26 protein-coding genes are annotated in these 24,474 nt (G+C 71.2%); 13 read left to right on the top strand and 13 right to left on the bottom strand.

The window, feature by feature from the left end; genetic code table 11:
- Nucleotides 1-162: 162 nt before the first annotated feature.
- Entirely contained in the window at nucleotides 163-621 is a 459-nt protein-coding gene (locus ACUTAG_RS26420) for a winged helix-turn-helix transcriptional regulator (protein WP_026383833.1), read from the top strand.
- Between the two features lie 30 nt (nucleotides 622-651).
- Here the strand turns inward: ACUTAG_RS26420 and ACUTAG_RS26415 are convergent, their stop codons facing one another.
- The 4 genes from ACUTAG_RS26415 to ACUTAG_RS26400 all read right to left on the bottom strand — a co-directional run bounded on the left by ACUTAG_RS26415 (nucleotide 652) and on the right by ACUTAG_RS26400 (nucleotide 4,296).
- Entirely contained in the window at nucleotides 652-1,695 is a 1,044-nt protein-coding gene (locus ACUTAG_RS26415) for a pyridoxamine 5'-phosphate oxidase family protein (protein ID WP_392388239.1), read from the bottom strand.
- Between the two features lie 30 nt (nucleotides 1,696-1,725).
- On the bottom strand, nucleotides 1,726-2,355 hold the full coding sequence (locus tag ACUTAG_RS26410; protein ID WP_020927112.1) for a glutathione S-transferase family protein: 630 nt from the start codon (nucleotides 2,353-2,355) through the stop codon (nucleotides 1,726-1,728).
- Nucleotides 2,356-2,456: 101 nt separating this feature from the next.
- On the bottom strand, nucleotides 2,457-3,344 hold the full coding sequence (locus ACUTAG_RS26405; protein ID WP_148316908.1) for a LysR family transcriptional regulator: 888 nt from the start codon (nucleotides 3,342-3,344) through the stop codon (nucleotides 2,457-2,459).
- Between the two features lies 1 nt (nucleotide 3,345).
- A complete protein-coding gene (locus ACUTAG_RS26400; protein WP_148316906.1) occupies nucleotides 3,346-4,296 on the bottom strand; it encodes a LysR substrate-binding domain-containing protein in 951 nt (316 codons plus the stop codon).
- 97 nt (nucleotides 4,297-4,393) lie between these two features.
- On the opposite strand from ACUTAG_RS26400, the gene ACUTAG_RS26395 reads away from it, so the two are divergent.
- Nucleotides 4,394-5,728: an MFS transporter gene (locus ACUTAG_RS26395; RefSeq protein ID WP_446650381.1), complete on the top strand. Its 1,335-nt coding sequence runs from the start codon at nucleotides 4,394-4,396 to the stop codon at nucleotides 5,726-5,728.
- A gap of 37 nt (nucleotides 5,729-5,765) precedes the next feature.
- Here ACUTAG_RS26395 and ACUTAG_RS26390 read toward each other — a convergent pair whose 3' ends face one another.
- Nucleotides 5,766-6,650, bottom strand: a complete 885-nt coding sequence (locus ACUTAG_RS26390) for a LysR substrate-binding domain-containing protein (protein WP_054447170.1) — start codon at nucleotides 6,648-6,650, stop codon at nucleotides 5,766-5,768.
- 123 nt (nucleotides 6,651-6,773) lie between these two features.
- Here ACUTAG_RS26390 and ACUTAG_RS26385 point away from each other — a divergent pair, with 123 nt between their 5' ends.
- A complete protein-coding gene (locus tag ACUTAG_RS26385; protein WP_148316641.1) occupies nucleotides 6,774-7,436 on the top strand; it encodes a flavodoxin family protein in 663 nt (220 codons plus the stop codon).
- Here ACUTAG_RS26385 and ACUTAG_RS26380 read toward each other — a convergent pair.
- The 8 genes from ACUTAG_RS26380 to ACUTAG_RS26345 all read right to left on the bottom strand — a co-directional run bounded on the left by ACUTAG_RS26380 (nucleotide 7,345) and on the right by ACUTAG_RS26345 (nucleotide 15,326).
- Entirely contained in the window at nucleotides 7,345-8,283 is a 939-nt protein-coding gene (locus ACUTAG_RS26380) for an alpha/beta hydrolase family protein (protein ID WP_024068457.1), read from the bottom strand. The genes ACUTAG_RS26385 and ACUTAG_RS26380 overlap by 92 nt on opposite strands.
- Nucleotides 8,284-8,403: 120 nt before the next feature.
- Nucleotides 8,404-9,282, bottom strand: coding sequence for an AraC family transcriptional regulator (locus ACUTAG_RS26375; RefSeq protein ID WP_026383839.1), 879 nt, complete (start codon nucleotides 9,280-9,282; stop codon nucleotides 8,404-8,406).
- A gap of 63 nt (nucleotides 9,283-9,345) precedes the next feature.
- Entirely contained in the window at nucleotides 9,346-10,305 is a 960-nt protein-coding gene (locus tag ACUTAG_RS26370) for a proline dehydrogenase family protein (protein ID WP_020927104.1), read from the bottom strand.
- Nucleotides 10,306-10,385: 80 nt separating this feature from the next.
- On the bottom strand, nucleotides 10,386-11,300 hold the full coding sequence (locus ACUTAG_RS26365; RefSeq protein ID WP_020927103.1) for a DMT family transporter: 915 nt from the start codon (nucleotides 11,298-11,300) through the stop codon (nucleotides 10,386-10,388).
- A 141-nt stretch (nucleotides 11,301-11,441) separates the two neighbouring features.
- Entirely contained in the window at nucleotides 11,442-12,689 is a 1,248-nt protein-coding gene (locus ACUTAG_RS26360) for a D-amino acid dehydrogenase (RefSeq protein WP_026383841.1), read from the bottom strand.
- 181 nt (nucleotides 12,690-12,870) lie between these two features.
- Nucleotides 12,871-13,308 (bottom strand): Rrf2 family transcriptional regulator, encoded by a 438-nt coding sequence (locus tag ACUTAG_RS26355; protein ID WP_020927101.1) that lies wholly within the window; start codon nucleotides 13,306-13,308, stop codon nucleotides 12,871-12,873.
- A gap of 19 nt (nucleotides 13,309-13,327) precedes the next feature.
- Nucleotides 13,328-14,545, bottom strand: a complete 1,218-nt coding sequence (gene hmpA, locus ACUTAG_RS26350; RefSeq protein ID WP_148316639.1) for an NO-inducible flavohemoprotein — start codon at nucleotides 14,543-14,545, stop codon at nucleotides 13,328-13,330.
- Between the two features lie 100 nt (nucleotides 14,546-14,645).
- Nucleotides 14,646-15,326 (bottom strand): 4'-phosphopantetheinyl transferase family protein, encoded by a 681-nt coding sequence (locus ACUTAG_RS26345; protein ID WP_262352213.1) that lies wholly within the window; start codon nucleotides 15,324-15,326, stop codon nucleotides 14,646-14,648.
- A 141-nt stretch (nucleotides 15,327-15,467) separates the two neighbouring features.
- Between ACUTAG_RS26345 and ACUTAG_RS26340 the strand changes: the two genes are divergently transcribed.
- The 10 genes from ACUTAG_RS26340 to ACUTAG_RS26295 are packed head-to-tail and all read left to right on the top strand — an operon-like array spanning nucleotide 15,468 to nucleotide 24,426.
- Nucleotides 15,468-16,166 (top strand): beta-ketoacyl synthase chain length factor, encoded by a 699-nt coding sequence (locus ACUTAG_RS26340; protein WP_227739908.1) that lies wholly within the window; start codon nucleotides 15,468-15,470, stop codon nucleotides 16,164-16,166.
- Nucleotides 16,163-17,050 (top strand): lysophospholipid acyltransferase family protein, encoded by an 888-nt coding sequence (locus ACUTAG_RS26335; RefSeq protein ID WP_148316637.1) that lies wholly within the window; start codon nucleotides 16,163-16,165, stop codon nucleotides 17,048-17,050. Before ACUTAG_RS26340 ends, ACUTAG_RS26335 begins: the two co-directional genes overlap by 4 nt.
- Nucleotides 17,031-17,291 (top strand): phosphopantetheine-binding protein, encoded by a 261-nt coding sequence (locus ACUTAG_RS26330; RefSeq protein ID WP_006384538.1) that lies wholly within the window; start codon nucleotides 17,031-17,033, stop codon nucleotides 17,289-17,291. The genes ACUTAG_RS26335 and ACUTAG_RS26330 overlap by 20 nt, the downstream gene beginning before the upstream one ends.
- Before the next feature lie 16 nt (nucleotides 17,292-17,307).
- Nucleotides 17,308-17,568, top strand: coding sequence for an acyl carrier protein (locus ACUTAG_RS26325; RefSeq protein WP_006384537.1), 261 nt, complete (start codon nucleotides 17,308-17,310; stop codon nucleotides 17,566-17,568).
- Nucleotides 17,565-18,116, top strand: coding sequence for a COG4648 family protein (locus ACUTAG_RS26320; protein ID WP_024068450.1), 552 nt, complete (start codon nucleotides 17,565-17,567; stop codon nucleotides 18,114-18,116). Before ACUTAG_RS26325 ends, ACUTAG_RS26320 begins: the two co-directional genes overlap by 4 nt.
- Before the next feature lie 3 nt (nucleotides 18,117-18,119).
- The gene (locus ACUTAG_RS26315) at nucleotides 18,120-19,814 is read left to right on the top strand and encodes an AMP-binding protein (RefSeq protein WP_187378258.1); all 1,695 of its coding nucleotides are present in this window, start codon (nucleotides 18,120-18,122) and stop codon (nucleotides 19,812-19,814) included.
- Nucleotides 19,801-20,553 carry a glycosyltransferase family 2 protein gene (locus ACUTAG_RS26310; RefSeq protein WP_026383846.1) on the top strand — a complete coding sequence of 251 codons (753 nt, stop codon included), beginning with the start codon at nucleotides 19,801-19,803 and terminating at the stop codon, nucleotides 20,551-20,553. Before ACUTAG_RS26315 ends, ACUTAG_RS26310 begins: the two co-directional genes overlap by 14 nt.
- The gene (locus tag ACUTAG_RS26305; RefSeq protein ID WP_026383847.1) at nucleotides 20,550-21,473 is read left to right on the top strand and encodes an LpxL/LpxP family acyltransferase; all 924 of its coding nucleotides are present in this window, start codon (nucleotides 20,550-20,552) and stop codon (nucleotides 21,471-21,473) included. Before ACUTAG_RS26310 ends, ACUTAG_RS26305 begins: the two co-directional genes overlap by 4 nt.
- 33 nt (nucleotides 21,474-21,506) lie before the next feature.
- Nucleotides 21,507-22,103 carry a LolA family protein gene (locus ACUTAG_RS26300; protein WP_054447161.1) on the top strand — a complete coding sequence of 199 codons (597 nt, stop codon included), beginning with the start codon at nucleotides 21,507-21,509 and terminating at the stop codon, nucleotides 22,101-22,103.
- Complete coding sequence (locus ACUTAG_RS26295; RefSeq protein WP_054485946.1) at nucleotides 22,087-24,426, top strand: MMPL family transporter; 2,340 nt, start codon at nucleotides 22,087-22,089, stop codon at nucleotides 24,424-24,426. The genes ACUTAG_RS26300 and ACUTAG_RS26295 overlap by 17 nt, the downstream gene beginning before the upstream one ends.
- Nucleotides 24,427-24,474: the final 48 nt, after the last annotated feature.

The raw sequence follows: 24,474 nt of genomic DNA, 5'->3' as shown, positions 1-24,474 counted from the left end.
GAAGGAGATGGCGGAGCAGCAGGGGCAGGATCGGTCTGGTCTGGCATGACGGCCTCAAGTGGTTTCATTACAAAACCAGAATGCTAGACCCTGAGGTTTTATAATGCAACCAAACATTCGACATATCTCCCCGCCGCGATGCGCGGCAAAGGTCAGGACGACATGGTCAAACGCACCAGTCTCGAAGGCGCCGCCTGCCCGGTGGCGCGCGCGCTGGACGCCATCGGCGACTGGTGGTCGCTATTGATCGTGCGCGACGCCTTCGACGGCGTGCGCCGCTTCGGCGAATTCCAGAAAAGCCTCGGCGTGGCCAAGAACATCCTCAGCGACCGCCTGCGCACCCTGGTCGCGCACGACATCCTGGCGGCCGTGCCGGCGTCCGACGGCAGCGCCTACCAGGAATACGTACTGACGGAAAAAGGCCAGGCGCTGTTTCCCGTCATCGTCGGCCTGCGCCAATGGGGCCAAGACCATTACTACGGCCCCGCCGAGCCGCACTCCACGCTCATCGACCGCAAGCGCGGCCAGCCGGTACAGCGCCTGGAGATCCGCGCCCAGGACGGCCGCGTGCTGGCGCCGGACGACACCGTGGTGCGCAAGGTCGGCGCCGACCGCGCCTGACCCTGCCGCACGCCCCCTGCCATTGGCCGCTCAGGCCGTGGCGGCCTGCGGCCACTGCCCCGTGGCCAGCGCGGTCGGCGAATAGCCGCCAAAGCGCCACCGCAGCGCCAGCGCGCCCCGCCTGGCCCGCACCCGCCGCACGTGGACGCGCCACAACCGCTCGGCCCCCGCGAAGGTGGCGATCTCCGGACTGTCCAGGATCACCTCGGCGCGCCCCGACACCTGCAGCACGTCGCCGCGCTCGAAATCGATGAACAGCAGCCCGGCGCGCGGATTGAGCACCATGTTGCCCAGCGTATTGAAAAAGCGGTTGCCGGAGAAATCCGGGATCGTCAGCGTGTCGCCGTCGACGCGCACGAACCCCGGCATGCCGCCACGGTGCGAGACGTCGATCCGGCGGCCGGCCTCGTCGGTATCGGCATAGGTCGCCACGAACAGCGTGTCGGCGCGCGCGATCAGCGCCCGGTCGGCGTCGGCCAGACCGGTCCGCTCGCGCGCCGCCCCCGGAAAACGCAGGGACGGCGAGCGCGAGAAATGGAAATCACGCGCCTGGATGTACTGCGGGCAGTTGCCGAACGACTCGGCCACCGTGACCGCGAAACGCCTGCCGTCCCACGCGGTGATGCGGCCGTTCATGCGGTTGCGGCGGCGCGTGTGCAGTTCGATGCCCAGCAGGCCCACCGGCTGGTCCGGCCCCAGGCCGGCGCGCAGCGGATCATCGGCATCCGGCAGCGCGGCCACCTGCAGGGTCTGCGGGTCCGGCGACACGGCGAAGCCCGGCTCGCCCTCCAGCACGCCGGCCCAGGGATCGCCCTGGCCGTCGACCGCGCCGGCCACCAGGAACGGCAGTTGCGCGAAGAAGGCGCGGTGCTGGTCCGGCATGTACGGCCGGATCACTTTCGCGCCCACCTGCGCCATGCGCTCGGCCATGCCGATATGCGCCTGCAACCGCAGTTCGCCCGCGTGCCAGGGCATCGCGGGCGCGGCCGCGGCCGGCTGGCCGGTCGCCGTCGCGGCAGCCGTCGAACCGCCGGCCGGCGCGGCGCCAAGCGGACTCGTCGTGGTCGTATTCATGTCAGGCTCCTTGCGCGCGGGCGCTTGCGTTCACGCCGCCCGCAATCCCACGGGAGACGCCACCATCGGCACGAAGCGCGGCAGCGCCTCGATCCGCGCCAGCCAGTCGCGCACCCGCGGATAATCCGCCAGCGACACGTTGCCTTCCGGCGCATGCGCCACGTAGGTGTAGCAGGCCACGTCGGCCAGCGTCGGCGCGGCGCCGGCCAGGTAGCCGGTGGCCGCAAGCTCCCGCTCCATCACCGCCAGCAAGGCATGCGCGCGCGCCAGCGTGGCCGGCACGTCATACGGGGCGCCGAACACCGTCACCAGCCGCGCCGCGGCCGGGCCGGCCGCCAGCGGGCCGGAGGCGGCCGACAGCCAGCGCTGCACCGCCGCCGCGCCCACCGCGTCCTCGGGCAGCCAGGCCTGGCCGTTGTAGCGCTTGCAGAGGTACACCAGGATCGCGGTGGAATCGGCCACCACCACGCCGTTGTCGTCGATCACCGGGACCTGGCCGAACGCGTTCAGCGCCAGGAACTCGGGCCGCTTCTGCGCGCCGCTGCGCAGATCGACTTCGACATTGCGGTGCGGCACATCGAGCAGCGACAGCATCAGGGCCACGCGGTGCGAATGGCCGGACAGGGGAAAACTGTAGAACGTCAGGGGAGCGGCGGACATGGGGTATCTCGGATAGAGGAAACAGGCCTCCATCTTGAACCGCCCGCGCCCGCCGGGGAACGGCCACGGCGCGCAAGACACCATTGCCGCCAGTGAAAGGATCAAGCCGGCAGGGCCGCCAGGTCGCGGCGCAGCGCGTCGACGCAGAAGTCGACGAAGCTGCGCACCTTGGCCGAACTCTTGCGCCCTTCCGGATACACCACGTGCACCGGCAGCGGCGCCATTTCGTAGTCGCGCAGCACCACCTGCAAAGCGCCGCTGGCCAGGTCGCGCGCCACCTGGTAGGACACCACCTGGGTCAGCCCCCAGCCCTCGCAGGCCGCCGCCACCGCGGCCTGGAACGAGGTCACCGTCAACTGCGATGCCAGCGGCAGGCGCCGCGGCTGCCCATCCTGCAGGAAACGCCATTGCGCGCCGCGCCCTTCCATCGCCGCCGTGATGGTGCAAAAGCGCGCCAGCGCGTCGGGGCTGTCGGGCGTGCCGTAGCGTTGCAGAAACTCTGGCGAGGCGCACACCACCCGCCGCACCTGCCCCACCGGCACCGCCGTCAGAGTCGAGTCGGGCAAGGCGCCGATGCGCACCGCCACGTCCACGCCCTCGTCCAGCAGATTCACCACGCGGTCCACCAGCAGGGCGTTCACCGACACCTCGCGGTGCTGGCGCAGGTAGCCCAGCACCGCCGGCATCACGTGCAGTTCACCGAAGCGCGCCGGCGCGGTGATGTGCAGCGATCCGCGCGGCGCCGCCATCGCCCCGGCGGCGGCGTCGTCGGCCTGCTCCACGGCTTCAAGAATGGCGCGGCAGTCGGCCGCGTAGCGCTGGCCGGCTTCGGTCAGGCGCAGGCTGCGGGTGGTGCGCACCAGCAGCAGCGTGCCCAGCCGGCGCTCCAGCGCCGCGACGCTGCGCGTCACGCTCGGCGCCGACATCGCCAGCCGGCGCGCGGCGGCGGCGAAGCTCTGGGCCTCGGCCACCGCCAGGAAGACAGTCATTTCATGGAATCGGTTCAAGGCGCTCGGCCTCCTCGGAAGGGACGCGCGCCGGCAGGCCCGGCACGGCCGGCAGCGCCGCGACGCTGTCGCGCACGCAGCGCCGCACGATATCGGCCAGGGCCGCGGCCACCGGGCCGGGCCGGCCTTGCGCGTGATACAGCGACAACGACAACGGCGGCAACGACGGCAGGCCCTGCTCGCCCGGCGCCATCACCCGCAACCCGGCGGGCAGCCCCAGCGGCGTGCGCACCATCAGCCCCAGCCCCGCGCTGACCGCCGCCCACAGGCCCGCCAGGCTGGGGCTGATGAAAGCCGAGGTCCAGGCGATGCCGGCGCGGTCCAGGGCATCGGTGGCGCGGCTGCGGAACAGGCAGGGCGCCTCAAACGCCACCAGCGGCCAGGCGCCGTCGGCATCGCGCACCGGGCCCGTCGCGGCCGGACCGATCCAGCACAGCGGCAGTTCAGCCAGCCGCTGGCCATGCGGCCGCGCCGCGTCATGGTCCCAGGCCAGCGCCAGGTCCAGTTCGCCCGCCGCCACGCGTTCGAGCAGCTCGGCATTGCGCGCCACCCGCGCTTCGATCCGCACCTGCGGATGGGCGCGGGCGAACTGGCCCAGCACGCGCGGCAGCAGGATCTCGCCGAAATCCTCCTGCAGACCCAGGCGCACCCGCCCCTGCAGGCGCGTGCCGCGCACCGCCACCGAAGCCTGATCGTTCAGATCCAGCAGCCGGCGCGCGTACGCCAGCATGGTCTCGCCCGCGTCGGTCAGCGCCAGGCCGCGACCGGCCTTGCGCAGCAGCGGCACGCCGGCCTGTTCCTCGAGTTTTTTCAACTGCGCGCTGACGGCCGAAGTCGAGCGCCCGAGGCGGTCGGCCGCGCGGCCGAAGCTGCCCAGCTCCACCCCCGCGACGAAGCTGCGCAGCACGTCCAGGTCAAAGGTGACAGGCCTGATCATCCCGTTTTTCAAAATCTTTAGTTAAAAATTTCCCGATTTTCAGAATGATGTTACGGGCGCAGACTTTGCCGCGTCAATCCCATCTGGAACCGTCATGTCCCTGCCCGCCTCCGTGCTTTCCGCCCCAACCCCTGCCGCGCGCCCCACCCACCGCTGGAAGGTGCTGGCGGTGGGGGTGGCCGCCAATGCTGCCTTCTCCGCAGCGGCGGCCGGCCTGCCCGCCACCGCCGTCTTCCTGCGCGCGGACTATCAACTGGACAACGACGCCCTGGGCCTGGCGCTCGGCGTGCTCGGCCTGGGCGTGGCGTTGTTCGAGCTGCCCTGGGGCCTGCTGGCCGACCGCTGGGGCGACCGGCCGGTGCTGCTGGGCGGCCTGGGCGCGACGGCCGCGGCGCTGGCCTGGATGAGTCTGTTCGCCGCGCCGGCCCACGGCGTCGCGCCCGCCTTGTGGCTGCTGGCGCTCGGCCTGCTGCTGGTGGGCGTGATGGGCGGCAGCGTCAACGGCGCCAGCGGTCGCGCGGTGATGGCGTGGTTCGACGAAGGCGAGCGCGGCCTGGCGATGAGCATCCGCCAGACCGCCGTGCCGCTGGGCGGCGGACTGGGCGCGCTGGTGCTGCCCTGGCTGGCGTCGCGGGCCGGTTTCGGCGCGGTCTTCGGCCTGCTGGCCGGCCTGTGTGCGGGCGCCGCGCTGCTGACGCTGGGATGGCTGCGCGAGCCGGATCGGGCGCACCCCGCCACGGCGGCCGGCTACACCGCAGCCTCCCACGCCGGCGGCAACACCCCGACAACCTCCCCGCCCTCGCGAGCCGCCACCCCCACGCCGATCGCCGCCGCGTCGAGCCCCCTGCGCGACGCCAGGGTATGGCGCGCGGCGGTGGCGATCGGCCTGCTCTGCTGCCCGCAATTCGCGGTGCTGACGTTCGCCACCGTATTCCTGCATGACTTCAGCGGCGCCGGCATCGCCACGCTGACCGCCGTGATGGTGGCGGTGCAACTGGGCGCCATGGTGGCGCGCATCGCCGGCGGCCGCTGGACCGACCGCCACGGCAATCGCCGCGCCTACCTGCGCGGCTGCGTGTGGCTGGGCTGTGTGTTGTTCGTGGCGCTGGCGGCCGCGGCCTGGCTCCAGGGCGCGGTCCCCGGCAACCGCGCGGCGCTGCTGGCCGTGCCGGTGCTGCTGGCCGCCGCCGGCATCTGCGCCTCGGCCTGGCACGGCGTGGCCTACACCGAACTGGTCACGCTGGCCGGCGCCGCCCGCGCCGGCACCGCGCTGGGGCTGGCCAACACCTGCGGCTACCTGGGATTGTTCCTGACGCCGCTGGCGCTGCCGCGGCTGGTGGCGGCCGCGTCCTGGCCGCTGGCCTGGCTGGCCGCCGGCGGCGCCATGCTGGCAATCTTGCCGCTGTTGCCGCGACCGGCACGGCCGTGAATGCGCGTCGACCGGCACGCATCGACCAACGCCGCCGCTAGTCCTTGAATTCCTGCCGCAGCCACGCCAGGAACGCCTTGACCGGCGGATGGCGCTCGCGCCCCGGCGCGCACAGCGCGGTGTAGGCCGCGCCGGCCACGCTGACCTCGGAACGCAGCGGCACCAGCGTGCCGGCCGCGACACTATCCGAAACCATGACCGAACTGGCCAGCACCAGTCCCTGCCCCGCGATGGCCGCCTGCAACGCGTAGTGCTCTTCCGCATAGGCGTGCAGCGCCGCCGGTTTGCGCCAGGCCGGCAGCCCGGCCGCCTCGCACCACTGCAGCCAGCCCTCGTCATACAGCGCCGAATCGCGCCAGCGCACGGTCACCAGCGCGGGGCGCGCCCGCCGCGCCTGCGCCACCACCGCGGGCGCGCCGTAGACCCCGAACCGCTCCTGCAGCGTACACGCCGCGTGCAGCAGGGGATAGCGCTGGCGGCTGTAGCGGATCGCCACGTCGACGCTGGCGTCCTGCAACAGGTCGATCGTCTCGGCCTGCGCCTGCAGGCGCAACTGGTACTGCGGATACGCCTGGTAGAAGCGGCCGAGCCGCGGCACCAGCCACAGCGCCGCGAAGGAATGGGTGGTGGACAGGGTCAGGGCCCCGGCCGCGCTGGCCGGCCGCAACGCGTCCAGCGTCTGGGCGATGTCGAGCAAGGCGCCGTGCGCGCTGGCGAACAGCCGGGCGCCGGCGTCGGTCAGGCGCACGCCCTGCGGCACGCGATCGAACAGCGCCACGCCGGCGTGGCGCTCCAGTGCCTTGATCTGGTGCGAAACGGCGGTCGGCGTCACCGACAGTTCGGCCGCGGCCGCCTTGAAGCTGCGCAAGCGCGCGGCAGCCTCGAAGGCGCGCAAGGCGGTAACCGGCAGGGAGGCGAACATGGCAGGCCATCCAGATGAATTGAACTCATCTTAGCCAAGAAATCATCGTTTGTCCCGATGCCTATTGGTGCGTAAATTTTCCTTTGTTTGTTCCACATGTTCCACCCATCGAGGCATCCAGACATGAATTCATATCATCAATCCAAGCGCCTGCTGATCCTGGCCGGCAGCCCTCGCCGCGACGGCAACAGCGCCGCGCTCGGCGCCGCGGCGCAACGCGGCGCGCAGGCCGCCGGCAGCAACGCCAGCCTGCTGTTCCTGGACGACTACATCAAAGGCTTCCTGCCGGACCTGCGCCATGCCTCGGCGCCGGACGACCGCTACGCCGAGCTGTTCCTGAAACACTTCCTGCCCGCCGACGGCGTGCTGTTCTGCACCCCGCTCTACTGGTACGGCATGTCGGCGCAGACCAAGGCGTTCTTCGATCGCTCGTTCACGCATTACGCCGGCAGCGGCCCCGAGCCCGAGGCGGTCAAGGCCCGCATGGCCGGCAAGCGGCTGGCCCTGGCCGTGGCCTCCGAAGAAACCTATCCCGGCGCGATCCTGGGCGTGGTGCACCAGGTGCAGGAATTCGCCCGCTACACCCACGCCGATTTCGTCGGCGTGGTCCATGGCGCCGGCAACAGCCGCGGCGAAATCGCGGCGGATCCGCGCAACCCGCTGCGGGCGGCCGAGACGCTGGGCGCCGAGTTCTTCACGCGGAAATACTCGGACTATCGGCTAGAGACGCCACGCAGTCACAACGTATGGGCGTCGCCCCCGCCAGACGATGCTCGCCGCGACTGAGCCAGCCCAGCGCGATCGGCCACAGCGTGTCGCGAAAACGCTCGTGGAAAAAAGCGAAGTGGCCGATCCCGTCCAATCCCAGCGCAGCCGGCGCCAGGCGCAGATGGGTGCGGGCGCTGCCGGTGAAGTACGCCAGCAGCCGGCCGACGGCGGCCTCGGTGCCGAATTCGTCATCGGTGACGCTGAGCGCCAGGATCGGCGCCGTCACCGCCGCCATGGCGGCCACGCGGTGATCCGGCCCGCCCCGCCCCTCGAAGCGCGGGCCCATGAAGCTCCAGTCGCGCACCACGCCGCGCGGCGTGTCTTCCAGCCACCCCAGCCGGCGCCCCGGAAAATAACCCAGGCACGCCGCCAGCAGCGGCATCACGACATGCCATTTGGCCAGCATGCGCAGGCGCTGCCCGGCGGCGTAGTCGCGCCAGTAGGCGTATTGGGCGCCCATGGTGAAAATGCGGCGCAGCCCGCGCGCCGAGGGCGCCAGGCCGGTGACGAAACCGCCGATGCTGTGCGCCACCACGTCCACCGGCTGGCCGGGGAAATGGCTGCGCACATAACCCAGCACCGCCTCGAAGTCCTTTTCTCCCCAGTCCATCCACGATGCCTGGAAACCGCGCAGGGACGCGGGACGCGATTCGCCGATGCCACGGTAGTCGTAGGTCAGCACGTCGAAGCCGTGCTGGTGCAGGTAGGCCGCGAAACGCGCGTAGTAGCGGCAGCGCACCGACGTGGCGGCGTTGATGACCACCACGGGCCGCGGACCGGCCGGATCGGGAGCGGCGTGCCGCCATGCATACCCCCCCAGCGCCACCCCGTCCGCAGCGCGCAGCGCGATGCGTTGCGAATCCATTTCACATTCCTCCCGATCAATCAACATGGCGCGAACAGCCACCGCATAAGTCGATTAAATCCTGCCATATCGGCCGATTCAACCGATCATTCATCGCCCATTACATGATCCACAGGAATGTCATTGCGCCCGCTTGCGGGCCGCGGACCGGCGCAGCACGCCGGGCGGGCTGCCATACACCTGCTTGAATACCCGCGTCAGGTGGGCCTGATCGGCAAAGCCCACGGCCAGCGCCGCCTCGGCCAGAGGCAGGCCGCCGCGCAGCAGCGCACGGGCGCGCGCCACCCGCCAGTTGCGCAGCCACGCCTGCGGCGGCAGGCCATAGCGGCGCGCGAACTGCTTGACCAGCGTGCTGCGATGGCGGCCATCCGCCCGCGCCAGCGCCTCAAGATCAGGCGCGCAGGCGGGATCGGCGCGCATGCGCTGCAGCAACAGCTCGCAGACGTCGGCAACGGCCCGGGCCGGCGGGGCCGCGGGATCGGAGCCGCTCGAGCGGGCCGGCATCGGCCCGGCATCATCGGCTGCTTCGGCCGCCCCGCCCGCCGGCGCGCCATGCGCCGCCAGCAGCCGGAACAGGGCCGCCGACAACTGGGCGCGGCGCACCGCGTCATCGGTGTCGTCGGGGGCCAGCGCCGCCAGCCATTGCGCGCACAAGGCCGCGTCGCCGATGACCGGCCCTGGCAGGCCCAGTCCGTCCTCGCGCAGGGCCAGCGCATGCTGCTGGAACCAGGCCGGCTCGATATATGCCATGCGGTAGGCGAGCAGGCCGGCCGAGGTGCCGCCGGTGTGCACCTGACCCGGGGCGATCACCACCAGATCACCCTCTCCCGCCTCGAACGGACGGCCGTGCACCGTGAAGGCGCAGCGCCCGCGCGCGATCGCGCCGATCGACCAGGCGTCGTGGAAATGCGCGTCGTACCGGTAGGCGCGCAGGTCGGCGATCAGCACGTCGCCGGGCAGCTCCGCGCCGCAATGCCAGATATGTTGGGAAACCGCCATGGAAAAACCGCCCGTCCGGAACGCTCGGGGTGCCGCCTCGGCACGCCCGGCCAATGCGACAGGCTACCCGAAATACTCGCCGTCCGCGGCCAGCGAGCGCGCCAGCAACCAGGCATTGCGTGGATTTTCGCCCACGCGGCGGACTGCGTAGGGCCACCAGTCGGCCCCGAACGGCAGGTACACCCTGACCGCGTAGCCCAGGCGCCGCAGCGCCAGCTGCCAATCGGGCCGCACGCCGTAAAGCATCTCGAACTCGAACTCATCGGGGGCCCAACCCTGCTCGCGCGCCAGCGCCATCACGGCACCGGCCAGGCGGTCGTCATGGGTGCCGAACACCGGCAGGAAGCCGGCGTCGCGCGCCCGCGGCGTCAGCATGAGGGTGGCCGCGTCCAGGTAGGCCTGGTCGATACGGGCCCGGCCCGCGTGATCCAGCGCGCGTTCCGGGAACGCCCCCTTGACCAGCCGCAACGAGGTGCGCTGGCCGACGACCTGGGCCAGGTCGGCCAGGGTGCGGCGGCGGCGCGCCTGCAGCGTCAGGCCGGCCGGCAGCCCGGCCCGCAGCAGTTCGGCGTGCAGCGCGCAGGTGCGCTCGCGCAGGCCCGAATCCTCCATGTCCAGCACCACCCAGTCACGCCCGCCGCCCGCGGCCTGGCGCGCCGCCGCCGCGATGCGCCGGGCATTCTCGCGCCCCAGCGCATCGTCGCGCATGTAGCCGATGGCGGTAGGGTCGATCGAGACATGCACGTCCAGCCCCGCGCCGCCCAGCGCGGCGCAGGCCTGCATCGCCTGCCGCGTGTTGTGCTCGATGGCCTCGGGGTCCGCCACGTACTCGCCCAGGTAGAACAGCGACGCGCGGATGCCGTGGACCTCGCGCAGCCGGGTGGCGGTGCGCACCGCCTCGGCGATATCCGCGCCGCCGACGAAGCGGCGCGCCAGCGCGCTGCGCGTGGCCAGGGCGCGCATGGCGCGGCCCGCGCCCGGACTGCGCGCCAGCGCAATGGCGGTTTTCTGGAAAAGGCTCATGGGCTCTCCGGTCAAAGAGAGCCACTATGCGGCGCCGCCCCCGCCCCGTCTTGAACGGGAGTGAACCGCGCCGGCGCCCGTCACGCCTTGCCGCAGGCCTGCGCGGCCGCGCGGCCATGGCCGAACAGCGGCCGCTGCACCGTCTGCGCCAACAGCACGCCCGCCAGTGTCACGGCGCCGCCCAGCAGGTGATACGAACGCAGCTGCTCGCGCAGCAGCACGAACGCGGCCAGCGCGGTGAACAGCGGCAACAGGTTGATGAAGATGCTGCAGCGGTTCGGCCCCAGGCGATGCACGCCCTCGATCCACAGGAACGACAGCAGCACCGACGAAAAAATGCCGGCGTACAGGATCAGCGGAATCGTCTTCATGTCCAGCGCCGCCTGCGCGGCCGGCACCCGCAGGTACAACGGCAGCATGTACAGCAGCGCGAAGATCGACTGCACGAAGGTCGATTGCCAGGCCGGCACCGGCACCTTCCAGTGGCGCAGCAGCACGCCATAGAGCGCGTAGGAGAAGGCCGCCATCAGCATCAGGCCGTCGCCGACGTGGATGCCATGCTGGAAGACGCTCAGCATGTCGCCCTGCCCCACCAGATACAGCAGGCCCAGGAACGACAGCGCGCCGCCGGCCGCCATGCCCAGGGTCAGCGGATCGCGCAGGATGACCACGCTCAGCAGCATGCTGAGCAGCGGGATCAGCGCGGTCAGGATGGCCATGTTGGTGGCGGTGGTGGTTTCGGCGGCGCGGTACGACAGCGCCTGGAACACCGCCGACGACAGGGCGCCATACAGCGCCAGCTTGGGCCAGTGGCGCAGGATGGTCTTGCGGTTGCGCCACACCGGCACGGCCGTGAACAGCCCCATGATCGCCAGCGCCAGGATCAGGCGGTAGAACGTGATGGCGGTGGGCGAGATGGCGCTGGCCGCCATCTTGGAAACGATGACATTGCCCGCCCAGAACAGAATGGCGAACAATGGAAACAGGTAGGACATGATGGGGTCACTCGCGGAAATGGGAATCGGCCACCGCCCGCGCGCGGGGCGCGGGGGCGGATGGCCGATATCCTATTGAGCGGTGAAGCGCCCGTCTGCCGATGAACAGGCAGCGACTATCGCAAAAGGGACAGCCCGCGATCAGGGCCGGAAGGGCAGCGCGTCCAGCGGCGCCTCCAGGCCGTCCATCTGCGCGGTCAGGAGCGCGGCGCTGCCGCAGGCCAGCGTGAATCCCAGCGCGCCCTGGCCGATATTGAGCCACAGGTTGTCGGCCGCCGGGCTGGGCCCGATCAGCGGCTTGCCGGTGGGCGTGGCCGGGCGCAGTCCGGCCCAGGGAATGGCCTGCTCCAGGTCCAGTGCCGGAAAGGCCTCGCGCACCTGGCGCTTGAGCAGCGCGATGCGGGCCGGATCGATCTGCGCGCCTTCGCTGCCGATGTCCACCATGGCGGCAATGCGCAACACGCCGCCAACCCGCGCGTAGACGATGCGGCGTTCGTAGTCGGTGACGCTGATGCGCGGCGCCACGGCATCGTCATCGGCCAGCGGCACGGTCAGACTGTAGCCCTTGAGCGGATAGAGCGGCACGTCGTGTCCCAGCGGCCGCAGCAGCGCGCGCGTGCCGATGCCGGTGGCCAGCACCACGGCGTCGGCGCCGATATCGCCCTCTTGCGTGCGCACGGCGACGATGCGGCGGCCTTCACGTTGCAGGCCGGCGACGGGGTTGGACATGGCGCACTGCACGTTGGACAGGCCGCGCAGCCGCTCGAACAGCGCCTGCGTGAACTGGCGGCAGTCACCCGCCTCTTCGCTGGGGGTGTAGATGGCGCCGGCCAGGCTGGCGCCCATGCCGGCAAGCGCCGGCTCGCGCGCCAGCGTCTGGGCGGCGTCCAGCACCTGTTGTTCGGCGCCGTGGGCGGCCTGGTACGCCACCAGCGCGCGCGCCTTGTCCAGCAAGGCCGGGCTGCGGTAGGCGATCAGCTTGCCGTTCCTGAGATGGCCGAATTCCAGGTTTTCCTGCTCCAGCAACGCATGCATGGCATCGCGGCTGAGGAACGACAGCGCCTGCAATTGCGCGGTGGACTCGCGCGCCACCGATGCGCGGCAGGCCAGCGCGAAACTCAGGCACCAGCGCCATTGGTGGGGATCGAGCCGCGGCCGGAAGCGCAGCGGCGAATCCTCGCGCAGCAGCCAGCCTGGCACGCTGGGCAGCACGCCCGGCCCGGCCAGCGGCGCGACATAGCTGTAGCTGAGCTGGCCGCCATTGGCGTAGCTGGACACCTCGGCCGGATGGGCGTGGCTGTCGACCAGCACGACGTCATGGCCCTGGCGCGCCAGGAAGTACGCGGAGGTGACGCCCACGACTCCGGCACCGATTACGCAAACGCGCATACCCTGCATCCAAATAAGAAAATGGCAACGGTCTTATTCTGAGGCGGGGGACGGATGATCGCAAATCACCAAAGGCCCAGCACCCATAACCCGCCCTCATGGTCCGGCGTCATGGCCCCGACCCTCGGAGGCTGGCGTCACGGCCGGGCTACGCCGGCCGGCGCCGCAGTCGGCGCGGCCGTCAGGCGGCGCGGTGCAGCTTGATGATGGCGGCGGCGGTCGGATCGCGCACCAGGTCGGCCAGGGAATAGCCGTTGAGCGCCTCGTAGAACGCCTGCAGGGTCTGCGCCAGCACGCCCGACAGGCGGCAGGCGCCGTCCAGCGCACAGGGCGGTTCGCGGCAGTCGATCAGCGGCCCCTGCTGCTCCAGTTCACGCACCAGGTCGCCCAGGCGGTAATCACCGGCCGGGCGCGCCAGCGCCAGCCCGCCGCCCTTGCCACGCGCGGTGCTGACCCAGCCGCGCTGCGACATGAAGTGCACCACCTTGACCAGGTGGTTGCGCGACAGGTCGAAGCGCGCGGCGATCTCCGGGATGGTGACCGCCGCGGGCCGGTCGCGGCACTGCGTCAGGTACATCAGTACCCGCAGGCCGAAGTCGGTGAATCGGGTCAGTTGCATGGCCGCCAGGATACACCGGTCAGGCCGGCGCGCCGCCGCTGCCGAAGGCCTCGGCGTGGATCCGCTCGGGCGCCACGCCCAGCGCCAGCAGCGTTTCGCGCTGCGCCCGCATGAAGCCCGACGGACCACACAGGTAGTAGTCGGCGCCCGGCACGATGGCCTCGTCGCGGATGGCGTTCAGGTCGACGCGGCCGCTGTGGTCGTAATCGCGGCCCTTGCGGTCGCCGCTGCCGACCTCCTCGTAGAACACCGCCTTGCGCACGTTGCCGCGGCTCGCGGCGATGGTGTTGACGTGGTCTTTCATGGCGTGCACCGCGTTGTTGCGACAGCCGTGCACGAAGCGGATCTGGCGGGGATCGTCGGTTGCCACCAGGTGGTTCAGGATGGAAACCATGGGGGTCAGCCCCACTCCGCCGCTGAGCAGCACCACGGGCGCGTCACTGTCCTCGCGCAGGTGGAAATCGCCCTGCGGCGGCGCCACGTCCAGCACCCCGCCTTCCTGCAGATGGTCGTGCAGCGCGTTGGACACGCGCCCGGCCGGGTTCTGCGCGCCGCCCGCCTCGCGCTTGACGGAAATCCGCAGCCGGCCCTGGCCGGGCGCGTCCGACAGGCTGTACTGGCGCGGCTGCATCAGGCCCAGTTCGGGCACGTAGACCCGCACCGACACATATTGGCCGGGGCGATACGCCGGGACCTCGCCGCCGTCGGCGGGCGCCAGGTAGAACGAGGTGATCTCGGCGCTTTCGGGCTGCTTGCCGACCACGCGAAAGGCGCGCCAGCCGGTCCAGCCACCCGGCTTGGTGGCCGAGTCCACATACAGGCGCGCCTCTTCGGCGATCAACATGTCGGCCAGCTGTCCATAAGCGGCGGCCCAGGCGTCGACCAGCTCATCGGTGGCGGCCTCGCCCAGCACCTCGCGGATCGACGCCAGCAGGTGCTTGCCCACGATCGGGTAGTGTTCGGGCCGGATGCCCAGGCTGACATGCTTGTGGACGATGCGCGTCACCACCGGCGCCAGCACCGAGGGATCGTCGATGTGCTCGGCGTAGGCCGCGACCGCGCCGGCCAGCGCCTGCTGCTGCTCGCCGCCCGCCTGGTGGCCCTGGTTGAAGACGTGCTTGAGTTCCGGATTGTGCTGGAACATGCGGGCATAGAAATGGCGGGTCAGCGCCACGCCATGGGTTTTCAGGACCGGGGCCGTGGCTTTGACCAGGACGCGGATTTGCGGGCTCAACATCGACTGCTCCTTGCGCTGCGGATGGCGCCGAAGCCACCCTTTTTTAAACATGCATTAATAATACATGTTTAAGTGCGGCGCACAAAATCCGCCCGTGCGCTCAAGCGCCGCGCCCCGCCCAGCGGCCCAATTCGCGCCGTTCGGGCCAAGCGCAGGAGAGCGCCGCGCGCCACTCGATGCGCGCCGCCCCGCCGCTGTCGGCGCGCCACACGGCCGCCGCCATCCAGTCTGCGCCAAGACGCCAGGCCGCCGCGTTCCAGTGGCCGGGCGGGGGACGCAGCTCCACCTGCCCCGACGCGTCCGGCGCCAGGCCGGCAGCTGCCATGTCCGCCGGAAAATCCAGGCCGGCCGCTTTCACAAAGGCTTCCTTGAGGGTCCACATCAGGTAGAAGCGCTCGAGCCGGACGGCGCCATCCGCCTGCCGCAACCAGGCCCGTTCGGGCTCGTCGCAGATCCAGTCGGCCAGGGCGGCCGTGGCGCGCGGCCGCATCCGTTCCAGGTCGACCCCCACGGCCCAGTCCGCCGGCGCCCGCGCGCACAGGGCGCGGCCGCCGCTGTGGCTGAGCGACAGCGTATGCGGCGCCGGCATCGCCTCCCGCACGCACTGCAGCAATGCGCGGCTGACCCGCCAGTCGCGGGTTGCCTTGGGCGAGCGTATGGCCGCGGCGCGCGCGGCATCCTCGGGCGACAGGGCCTGGGTCCGATACGCGCCGGCCGCGCCTTCGTCGGCCCACCACAAGGAAAGGGAGAGCCGGCTGGCGTCAATGCGGTCGGGCTGCACGTCGATCAGGAAAAACAAAAATAAGGGACAAATTAAGTTTTTTAGTGACGTTTTTGAATAATTTCAGGGTTTGCGATCGGTGTAAGATCGCGCGCTATGTTGACCTTCTCCATCGCGCAATGGCAGGGTTGGACATCGGGTATGCAAGACGCGGGCAGCTGGCTGCACTGGGCTGAACATCCTTATTGTCCCGTTGGTGAACCCAGCCCGCCGCGCCTCGAATTCCTGCCGCCGATGCAGCGCCGCCGGCTCAGCCCGATGGCGCGCGCGGTATTCGAGTGCGCCTGGCCGGTGGCCGCCGGCCAGCCGCCCATGCCGCTGGTATTCGCATCGCGGCACGGCGAGACCACCCGCAGTTTCGGCCTGCTGCAGGCGCTGGCGGCCGGCGAGCCGTTGTCGCCCACCGCATTCGGCCTGTCGGTGCACAACGCCATCGCCGGACAGTGGTCCATCATACGCCGCGAAACCGACGAGTCGGTCGCGCTGTCGGCCGAGGAAGACGGGCTGGAACTCGCGTTCCTGGAGGCCGGCCTGCTGCTGGCCGAAGGCCACGACAACGTGCTGGTGGTGCTGGCCGAAGAACGCCCGCCAGCGCCCTATTCGCCATGGATCGATGACGTGCCCTTTTCCTACGCGGCGGCCTTTCGCCTGCGCGCGGGGTGCGACTGGCGGCTCGAAAACAGCGCCGACCCGGCCTCCCGCCCGGACGGCACGGCCGCGGACAGCGCGGCGCCCGGCTGGCCCAACGCGCTGAACCTGCTGCGCCACCTGGCGCTGCGCACGCCGCGCTGGCTGCACGCCAACCGCGGCCGCCACTGGCTCTGGACCCGCTCGGCATGACGCCCGCCCCCCCCCAAGCGCGCCAGGATTTCTGGCTGTGGCGCCTGTTCGCCACCGGCATGGCCTTTACGTTGTTCGGCGTGGGCGGATTGCTGCTGCGGCTGCTGGTGTTTCCGCCGCAACGGCTGATTCCCGGCAGCGCCGCCGATCGCCAGCGCCGCGCGCGCCGGGCGCTCAACGGCACCTTCCGCTGCTTCATCCGCTTCATGGTGCGGGTCGGCATCCTGACGGTCGAATTCAAGGGCGCCGAGCGCCTGGGCCGTCCCGGCCAGATGATCCTGGCCAACCACCCGTCCCTGCTGGACGTGGTGTTCCTGGTGGGGCACGTCGGCAACGCCAATTGCATCGTCAAGCACGGCCTGGCGCGCAATCCGTTCATGCGCGGCCCCATCCGCAGCGCCGGCTATATCACCAACGACGAGAGCTTCGACATGTTCGACCGCGCCGCCGCCGTGCTGCGCGCCGGCGAGACCCTGATCGTATTCCCGGAAGGCACCCGCACCCCGCCCGACAGCCTGCCGCGCTTTCATCGCGGCGCCTGCGCCATCGCGCTGCGCGGCGCGCGCGTGGTGACGCCGGTGGTGATCCGCATGAATCCGCGCAGCCTGACCAAGGGCGAACCGTGGTATCGCATCCCGCCCTGCCGCATGCGATACACCATCCAGGTGGGCGAGGACCTCGATCCGGCCACCTGGTCCGATGCGCATCCACTGCCGATCGCAGGACGCAGGATGAACGATTATCTACATGCCTATTTCGAAGCCGAGCTGACGCGCCCCGCCGCGGCGGCCGGCTCCCCTGGGCCCGCCGCCGGGCCCGACAACGAACACGCGCAACAAGCGCCGCAAGTGGAGCCCGAACGGGATGAATCAACTGGAAACTGAGCTCAAGACGCTCGTCATCGAATCGCTGGGGCTGGAGGATATCGGCCCCGACGACATCGATCGCGAGGCCAACCTGTTCGGCGACGGACTGGGCCTGGACTCGGTGGACGCGCTGGAACTGGGATTGGCGCTGCAAAAGCGCTACGGCATCAGCATCGACCCCGAAACGCGCAATATGCGCGAGCACTTCGCCAGCATCGCCAACCTGGCCGAATTCGTCGCGGCGCAGCGCCGCAACTGAGGCAATGGAATTGACTATGCAGACCCGCGAGGAAATCTACAACACGCTGCGCGATACGCTCAACGAGTTGTTCGAGGTCGAGCTCGAACGCATCACACCGCAGGCCAACCTGTACACCGACCTCCAGATCGACAGCATCGACGCCATCGACCTGATCGACCAGGTGCGCCGCAAGACCGGCCGCAAGCTCGACGCCAACGATTTTCGCAGCGTCCGTACCGTTGACGACGTGGTGCAGGCCATGTACCAGAAGCAGCAACAGGACGCCGACGCATGAAACGCGGGGTGGCGTGCGTGCTGGCCGTGGCGGGCCTGGCCTATCCCTTCGTCGTGTATGCGACGCTGGGGCGGGTCAGCGCGGCCTGGCTGGCGCTGCCGTTGGCCCTGCTGTGGCTGGCGCGAGGCCTGGCGGCCGGACGCGGCGGCGAACCGGGCGGGCGCCTGCTGCCGCTGGCCGCGGTCGCGTTCTGCGTGGTGCTGGCGGCGACCAATTCGCCGGACTGGCTGCGCTGGTATCCGGTCATGGTCAACGGCATGCTGCTGGTCCTCTTTGGCGCCAGCCTGCATCGCGGGCGCCCCGTGGTCGAACGCCTGGCGCGCCTGCGCCACCCCGACCTGCCCCCCGCCGGGGTGCGCTACACGCGCGCGGTCACGCGGGTCTGGTGCGGCTTTTTCGCCATCAACGGCACGGTCGCGGCGATGCTCGCCGCCTGGGGCCCATGGAGCTGGTGGACCGCCTACAACGGCGCCATCAGCTACGTGCTGATGGGCCTGTTGATGGGCGCGGAATGGCTGCTGCGCCCCGCCGCGGCCAAGGCGGCCTGAACCGTGGCCTGGACCGCGCTCACACACCTGCTGCTGCCGCAGGCCGCGCCCGCCGGCGACGCGCGGGTCGCGGACGAGCCGGCGCTGTCGCGGCGGGAATTCGCCGCGCAATGCCTGGCCGTGGCCGGCGCCTTGCAGGCGCGCGGCGCGCGGCGCGCCGCGCTCTGGTTCGAAGATGCCGTCGCGCTCGCCATCGCCCTGTTCGCCTGCGGGCGGGCCGGCATCACCGCCGTGCTGCCAGCCGACGTGCGGCCGGACACCTGCGCCGCGCTCGATGCCGACATCTGGTTGAGCGACGCCGCGGCGCTGCCTTCGGCGTGCCAGGCATGGCGCCTGGAGCAATTGCAGCACGCGCCGGCCCTGCCGCCCGCAGTCCTCGATCCGGCGCAGCGGCTGGTGTTGTGGACGTCCGGCTCCAGCGGCGCGCCCAAGCCCGTCGGCAAGAGCTGGGACCAGCTCATGCGCGAGGTCGAGGCGCTGCGGCAACAGTGGCCCGACGACGGCGGCCCGGTACTCGGCAGCGTGTCGGCGCAGCACATGTACGGCCTGCCCTATCGCGTACTGTGGCCGCTGTGCGCCGGCCGCCCCATCGACCGCCCGCAAAGGCTCTATCCCGAAGAACTGCAACAGGCCAGCCTGCGCCATGCCACTTTCACCTGGATCGCCAGCCCGGCGTTGCTGCGCCGGCTGGGCGAGCGGCTCGACGGATCGCGCCTGCGTGGCCGGCTGGTCCGCCTGTACTGCGCGGGCGGGGTCCTGCCGCCGGAGGTGGCCGAACACATCGGCCGCCAACTGGGCCAGCGCCCCATCGACATCTACGGCAGTTCCGAAACCGGATCGATCGCCTGGCGCTGCGGCGCGGACCCGTGGCAGCCCCTGGCCGGCGTCGAAGTCGGCCTGGACCCGCGCGGCGCGTTGCGCGCGGCGTCGCCATGGATCGACGCCGCCGACACCCTGACCGCCGACGCCGCGGAGATGGTCGAAGGCGGTTTCCAGCTGCTGGGCCGGCTGGACCGCATCGTCAAGATCGAGGAAAAGCGCGTCGCCCTGCCCATGCTCGAACAGGCGCTGGCCCGCCATGCCTGGGTGACCGAGGCGCGCGTGGGCCAGGTCGCGGGCAATCCGCGCCTGACGGCGCTGGTGGCGCTGAGCGCGGCGGGCCTGCACATCCTGCGCAACCAGGGCCGGCGCGCGCTGGTGGACGCCCTGCGCCGCCACCTCGCCACGGGTTTCGAATCGCTGGCCATTCCGCGCGGCTGGCGGCTGTTGCGCCAGTTGCCGTACAACAGCCAGGGCAAGCTGACCCAATCCGATTTCGAGGCCGCGGCCGGCCCGCGCCCGCGCCAACCGGCGGCCGCGCCGCTGCCGGCCGACGGGCCCGGCGAATGTCGCTACCGTATCGATGTTCCTTATGACCTGGCGCACTTCAGCGGCCACTTCCCCGGCGCGCCGGTGGTGCCGGGCGTGGTCCAGATCGGCTGGGCCATGGCGCTGGCGCAGCGCGACCTGCGGCCGGCCTTGCGCTTTGCCGGCATGGAGGCGCTCAAGTTCCAGCGCCTGCTGCGGCCCGGCGACACGGCCGAACTCACCCTGCGCTGGGACGCCGGCAAGCAAAAGCTGTACTTCACCTACACATTGGGCGACCAGCCCTGCTCGTCGGGCCGCGTGCTGCACGGAGACCGCCATGGCGCCGCATAGGCTGTGCGCGGTGATCCCGGTCTACGACCATGGCGCCACCGTGGCGGCGGTGCACGCGCAACTGGCGGCGCATGGATTGCCGTGCGTGCTGGTGGACGACGGGTCGGCCCCCGACTGCGCCGCCGTGCTCGATGCGCTGGCGACCCTGCCAGGCACGCACCTGCTGCGGCGCGCGCGCAACGGCGGCAAGGGCGCGGCAGTGCAGGATGGGCTGCGCGCGGCGCGGCGCCTGGGCTATACCCACGCGCTGCAGGTCGACGCCGACGGCCAGCATGCGCTGGACGATGTGCCTGCCTTCGCCGAGGCGGCGCGGGCGCGGCCCGCGGCCGTCATCTGCGGCGCGCCGCGCTATGGCAGCGACGTCCCCCGCAGCCGGTTGTACGGCCGTTGGCTGACCCGCGTCTGGGTCTGGATCAATACCCTGTCGCTCGACATCCCGGACGCCATGTGCGGCTTTCGCATCTACCCGCTCGAATCCGTGCTGCGGGTGATCGACGGCGCGCAGGTGGGACGCCGCATGGACTTCGACATCGCCATCCTGGTGCGCCTGCACTGGCGCGGCGTGCCCATGACCTGGCTGCCCACGCGAGTCGTCTACCCGGTTGGCGGCGTTTCGCACTTCAAGGCGCTGCGCGACAACCTGCTGATCAGCCGCATGCACGCGCGCCTGTTCTTCGGCATGCTGGCGCGATCGCCGGCGTTGCTGCTGCGCCGCCTGACCGCGGGACCGCGTCCATGACGGCGGCCGATCCGCACTGGGCCGGTCAACGCGAACGGGGCAGCCCCGCCCTGCTGCGCCTGACCGCGTGGGCCGCGCGCCGCATCGGCCGGCGCGCGGTGGCGCCGGTGATATGGCTGGTGGTGCTGTATTTCTATGTCTTCGGACCGCGCGCCCGGCGCGCCATCGGCGCCTACCAGCGGCGCCTGGCGCGCGGTGGCGCGCTGGCCGCGCCGCTGCCCACGCCCTTCCCGGTCTACCGCCAGTACCTGGCCTTCGCGCAGGCGCTGCTCGACAAGCTCGACGTGTGGCAAGGCAGAATCACCCTGGCGGACCTGGACATCGACGACCCAGACGGCCTGCAGGCGCAGATGGGCGCCGGCCGCGGCCAGATCCTGGTGGGTTCGCACCTGGGCAACATCGAGGTCTGCCGCGCGCTGGCCGAGCAGTCCGGCCGGCTCCATTTGAACGTGCTGGTGCATACGCGGCACGCGGTGAACTTCGGCCGGCTGCTGGAAGAAGCCGGCGGCGGCCTGCGCATGATCCAGGTCAGCGAACTGGATGCCGGCGTCATGCTCGACCTGGCTCAACGCCTGGAACGCGGCGAATGGCTGGCAATCGCCGGCGACCGCGTGCCGCTCAAGGGCGATCGCAGCGCCCAGGTCGAACTGCTGGGCGATGCCGCCTTGCTGCCGCAGGGCCCCTGGCTGCTGGCCGGGCTGCTGCGTTGCCCCGTGAACCTGCTGTTCTGCACCCGCCATGGCGCGCGCCACCGCATGTCGATGGAGCGCCTGGCAGACGCCGTCGAATGGACCCGCGCCACGCGCCAGGCCGAGATCGCCCGCTGGGCCCAGCGCTATGCCGATCGCCTCGGCGCGCAGTGCCGCCAGACGCCGCTGCAATGGTTCAATTTCTATCCCTTCTGGAAAGACGATGCGTGACCACCCCGTCCGCAACGCGCTGGAGTTGCCTGCATGAAACGCCTGCTTATCTGCCTGGCGCTGGCCGTCCTGCCCTGGAGCGCGCGGGCTTTCGATCTCGACGACCTGCAACGGCAATTGCGCGCCACCCCGGTGGTGCGCGGCCATTTCGTGCAGCAGAAATTCCTGCGCTCGCTGCCGCAACCCCTGACCAGCCGCGGCGATTTCACCCTGGCCGCCGGCCGCGGCCTGCTGTGGCTGCTGCGCAGCCCGATCGCCCAGGACCTGCGCATCAGCGCCGACGGCATCGCGCGCCGCGGCCCCGACGGCGCCTGGCAGGCGCTGCCGCAGCATGCCGGCGCCGGCCGTGAGAACCGACTGTTCCTGGCGGTGCTGGCCGGCGACACCCGCGGCCTGCGCGAGAACTTCGACCTGACGCTGACGGGCGGCGCCGACGCCTGGCAACTGGTGCTGCTGCCGCGTTCGGCGCTGCTGCGGCAGATCTTCGAGAACATCCAGATCAACGGCGGCAAGCTGGTCGACCGCATCGAACTGCGCGAAGTCCAAGGCGACCGCAGCGTGCTGCAGATGGTCGACGCGTCCGCCGTCGACGCCCTGACGCCAGAGGAACAGCGTGCCTTCGCCGATTGAACGCTGGCTGCCACGGCTGTTCAAGCTGGGGCTGCTGCTGGTGCTGGCCCTGGGCGCCTGGCAGTGCCGCCACGGCTGGCCGGTATCGGCCAACCTGATGGAACTGGTGCCGCGGGCCCCGTCCGACGCCACCCGCGAACTGGCCGAAGCGCGCGTCCAGCAGCCGCTCAGCCGTGAACTGCTCGCGCTGGTGGCGGCCCGCGACGGCGGCGACAGCGCCGCGGCCGCGCGCCAATTGGCGCAACGCTGGCAGGGCAGCGGCCTGTTCGCGACCGTGCAAGTGGACATCGACGTCGACCTGCCCGATCTGCGGGCGCGCCTGCTGGCCAATCGCCTGGCGCTGCTGCCGCCGGCGCAACGCGAACAACTGCTGGCCGACCCGGCCGGTTACGCGCGCCAGCGCGCGCGCGAACTGGTCGACCCGTTCGCCGCCTCCAGCGCGGTATCGGTCGACCAGGATCTGTTCGGCCTGGCGCGGCGCGCCGAACAGGCGCTGCGTCCCGGCGGCGCGGTGCAATACGATGTGGCCACGGGTACGTTGCAGGCCGAAAGCGGCGGCCGCGCCTGGGTCCTGGTGCGCGCCAGCACCCGGGACGACGCCTTCGACGGCGCCGATCCCGGCCGCATCGCAGCGCAGATCGCGCAGGATCGCCAGGCCCTGGCCGGCGCCGACCTGCTGGTGGCCGGCGGCCCGCTCTATGCCGCCGCCGGCCGCGCCCAGGCCGCCGCCGAAAGTGGCTGGATCGGCGCCATCGCCATGGCCGGCATCGTGCTGGTATTGCTGTTGGCGTTGCGCCGCTGGCTGGCCCTGCTGGCGCTGGTCCCGGTGGCGGTCGGCCTGCTGGCCGGCACGGTCGCCTGCGTCGCGGTGTTCGGTTCCATCCACGCGCTGACGCTGGTGATCGGCGCCAGCCTGATCGGCGTTGCCGTCGACTTCCCGATGCACTGGCTGGGCAAGAGCTACGGCATGCCCGACTGGCGCGCCTGGCCGGCCTTGCGGCGGGTGCTGCCGGGCCTGACCATCAGCCTGGCGGCCAGCCTGGTCGGCTATGTCGCGCTGGCCTTCACGCCGTTTCCGGCGCTGACCCAGACCTCGGTGTTCTCCGCCGCCGGCCTGCTCGGCGCCTATGCCTGCACGGTGTGCCAGCTGCCCGCGTGGCTGGCGCGCTTCGAGCCCCGTCCCTGGCCGCCGCTGCTGCGTTTCGCGCAGGCCGCGCTGCGCGCGCGGACCCGCCTGGCCGGGCGCCGCGCCGTGCTGTGGATCGGCGCACTGCTGCTGGCCGCGGTCACCGCCGGCGGCATCGGCCGCCTGGACATCCGCGACGACCTGCGCCAATGGCTGAGCCTGCCCGCGCCGCTGCTGCAACAGGCGCGCCAGATCGGCGAAATCACCGGCTTCGTGCCGACCAGCCAGTTCTTCCTGGTGCGCGCGCCGGACGCCGACGAACTGCTGCGGCGGCAGGCGCGGGTCAGCCAGGCGCTGGATGCGCTGGTCGCCGCCGGCGGGCTGCGGGCCTACACCGCCTTGAGCCAGCGGGTGGCGCCGCAGGCCGACCAGCAGGCTTTCGCCGATGCGCTGGGGAACCTGGCGGACCGGCCCCAGGCCTGGCGCGCGCTGACCGATATCGGCGTGCCGGAAGCGGCCTTGCGACAGGAACTGCGCGCGCTGGCGGCGCTGCCGCCCATCCCGCTCGAAAGCGCGCTGCAAGGCCAGATCGGCGAACGCTGGCGCACGCTCTGGCTGGGCCGGCATGACGGCGAAGTGGCTGGCATGATCACCCTGCTGGGCCTGCGCGATGCCGCCGCGCTCACGGCCATCGCACAGGCCGCGCCCGGCGTCACGCTGGTGGACCGCAGCGGCGAATTGAACCGCATGTTCAGCGCCACCCGCGTCGAGGCCGCCGAACTCAAATTGCTCTCGTACCTGGTGGCGGCGGCGCTGCTGTGCCTGACGCTTGGACGCGCGGCCGCCTGGCGCATCCTGGCGGTGCCGCTGGCCGCCACCGCCTGCAGCCTGGCGGCGCTGGGTTATCTGGGCCAGCCGCTGACGCTCTTCAGCCTGTTCGGCCTGCTGCTGGTGTCGGCGATCGGGGTGGACTACGCCATTTTCATGTTCGAGCGCGTCGCCGGCGCGGCCGCCAGCCTGGTCGGCATCATGCTGGGCGCCCTCACTACCCTGCTGTCGTTCGGGCTGCTGGCCGTGAGCCGGACGCCGGCGATCGCCAATTTCGGCCTGGCGGTGGCGTTGGGCGTGGGATTCTCGCTGCTGTGGGCGCCCTGGGTGCAGCCGCGGCGCGGATCCGGCGCCGGGGACGCGACGTGAAGCCGGCGCACCGGCTGCCGGCCTGCGCCCCGGGACCCGCGCAGCCTG

This window comes from Achromobacter sp. CSND-B12, assembly GCF_052906545.1.
Note: the sequence above shows the minus strand (reverse complement) of the source record. Positions and strands in the feature narration are given on the sequence as shown.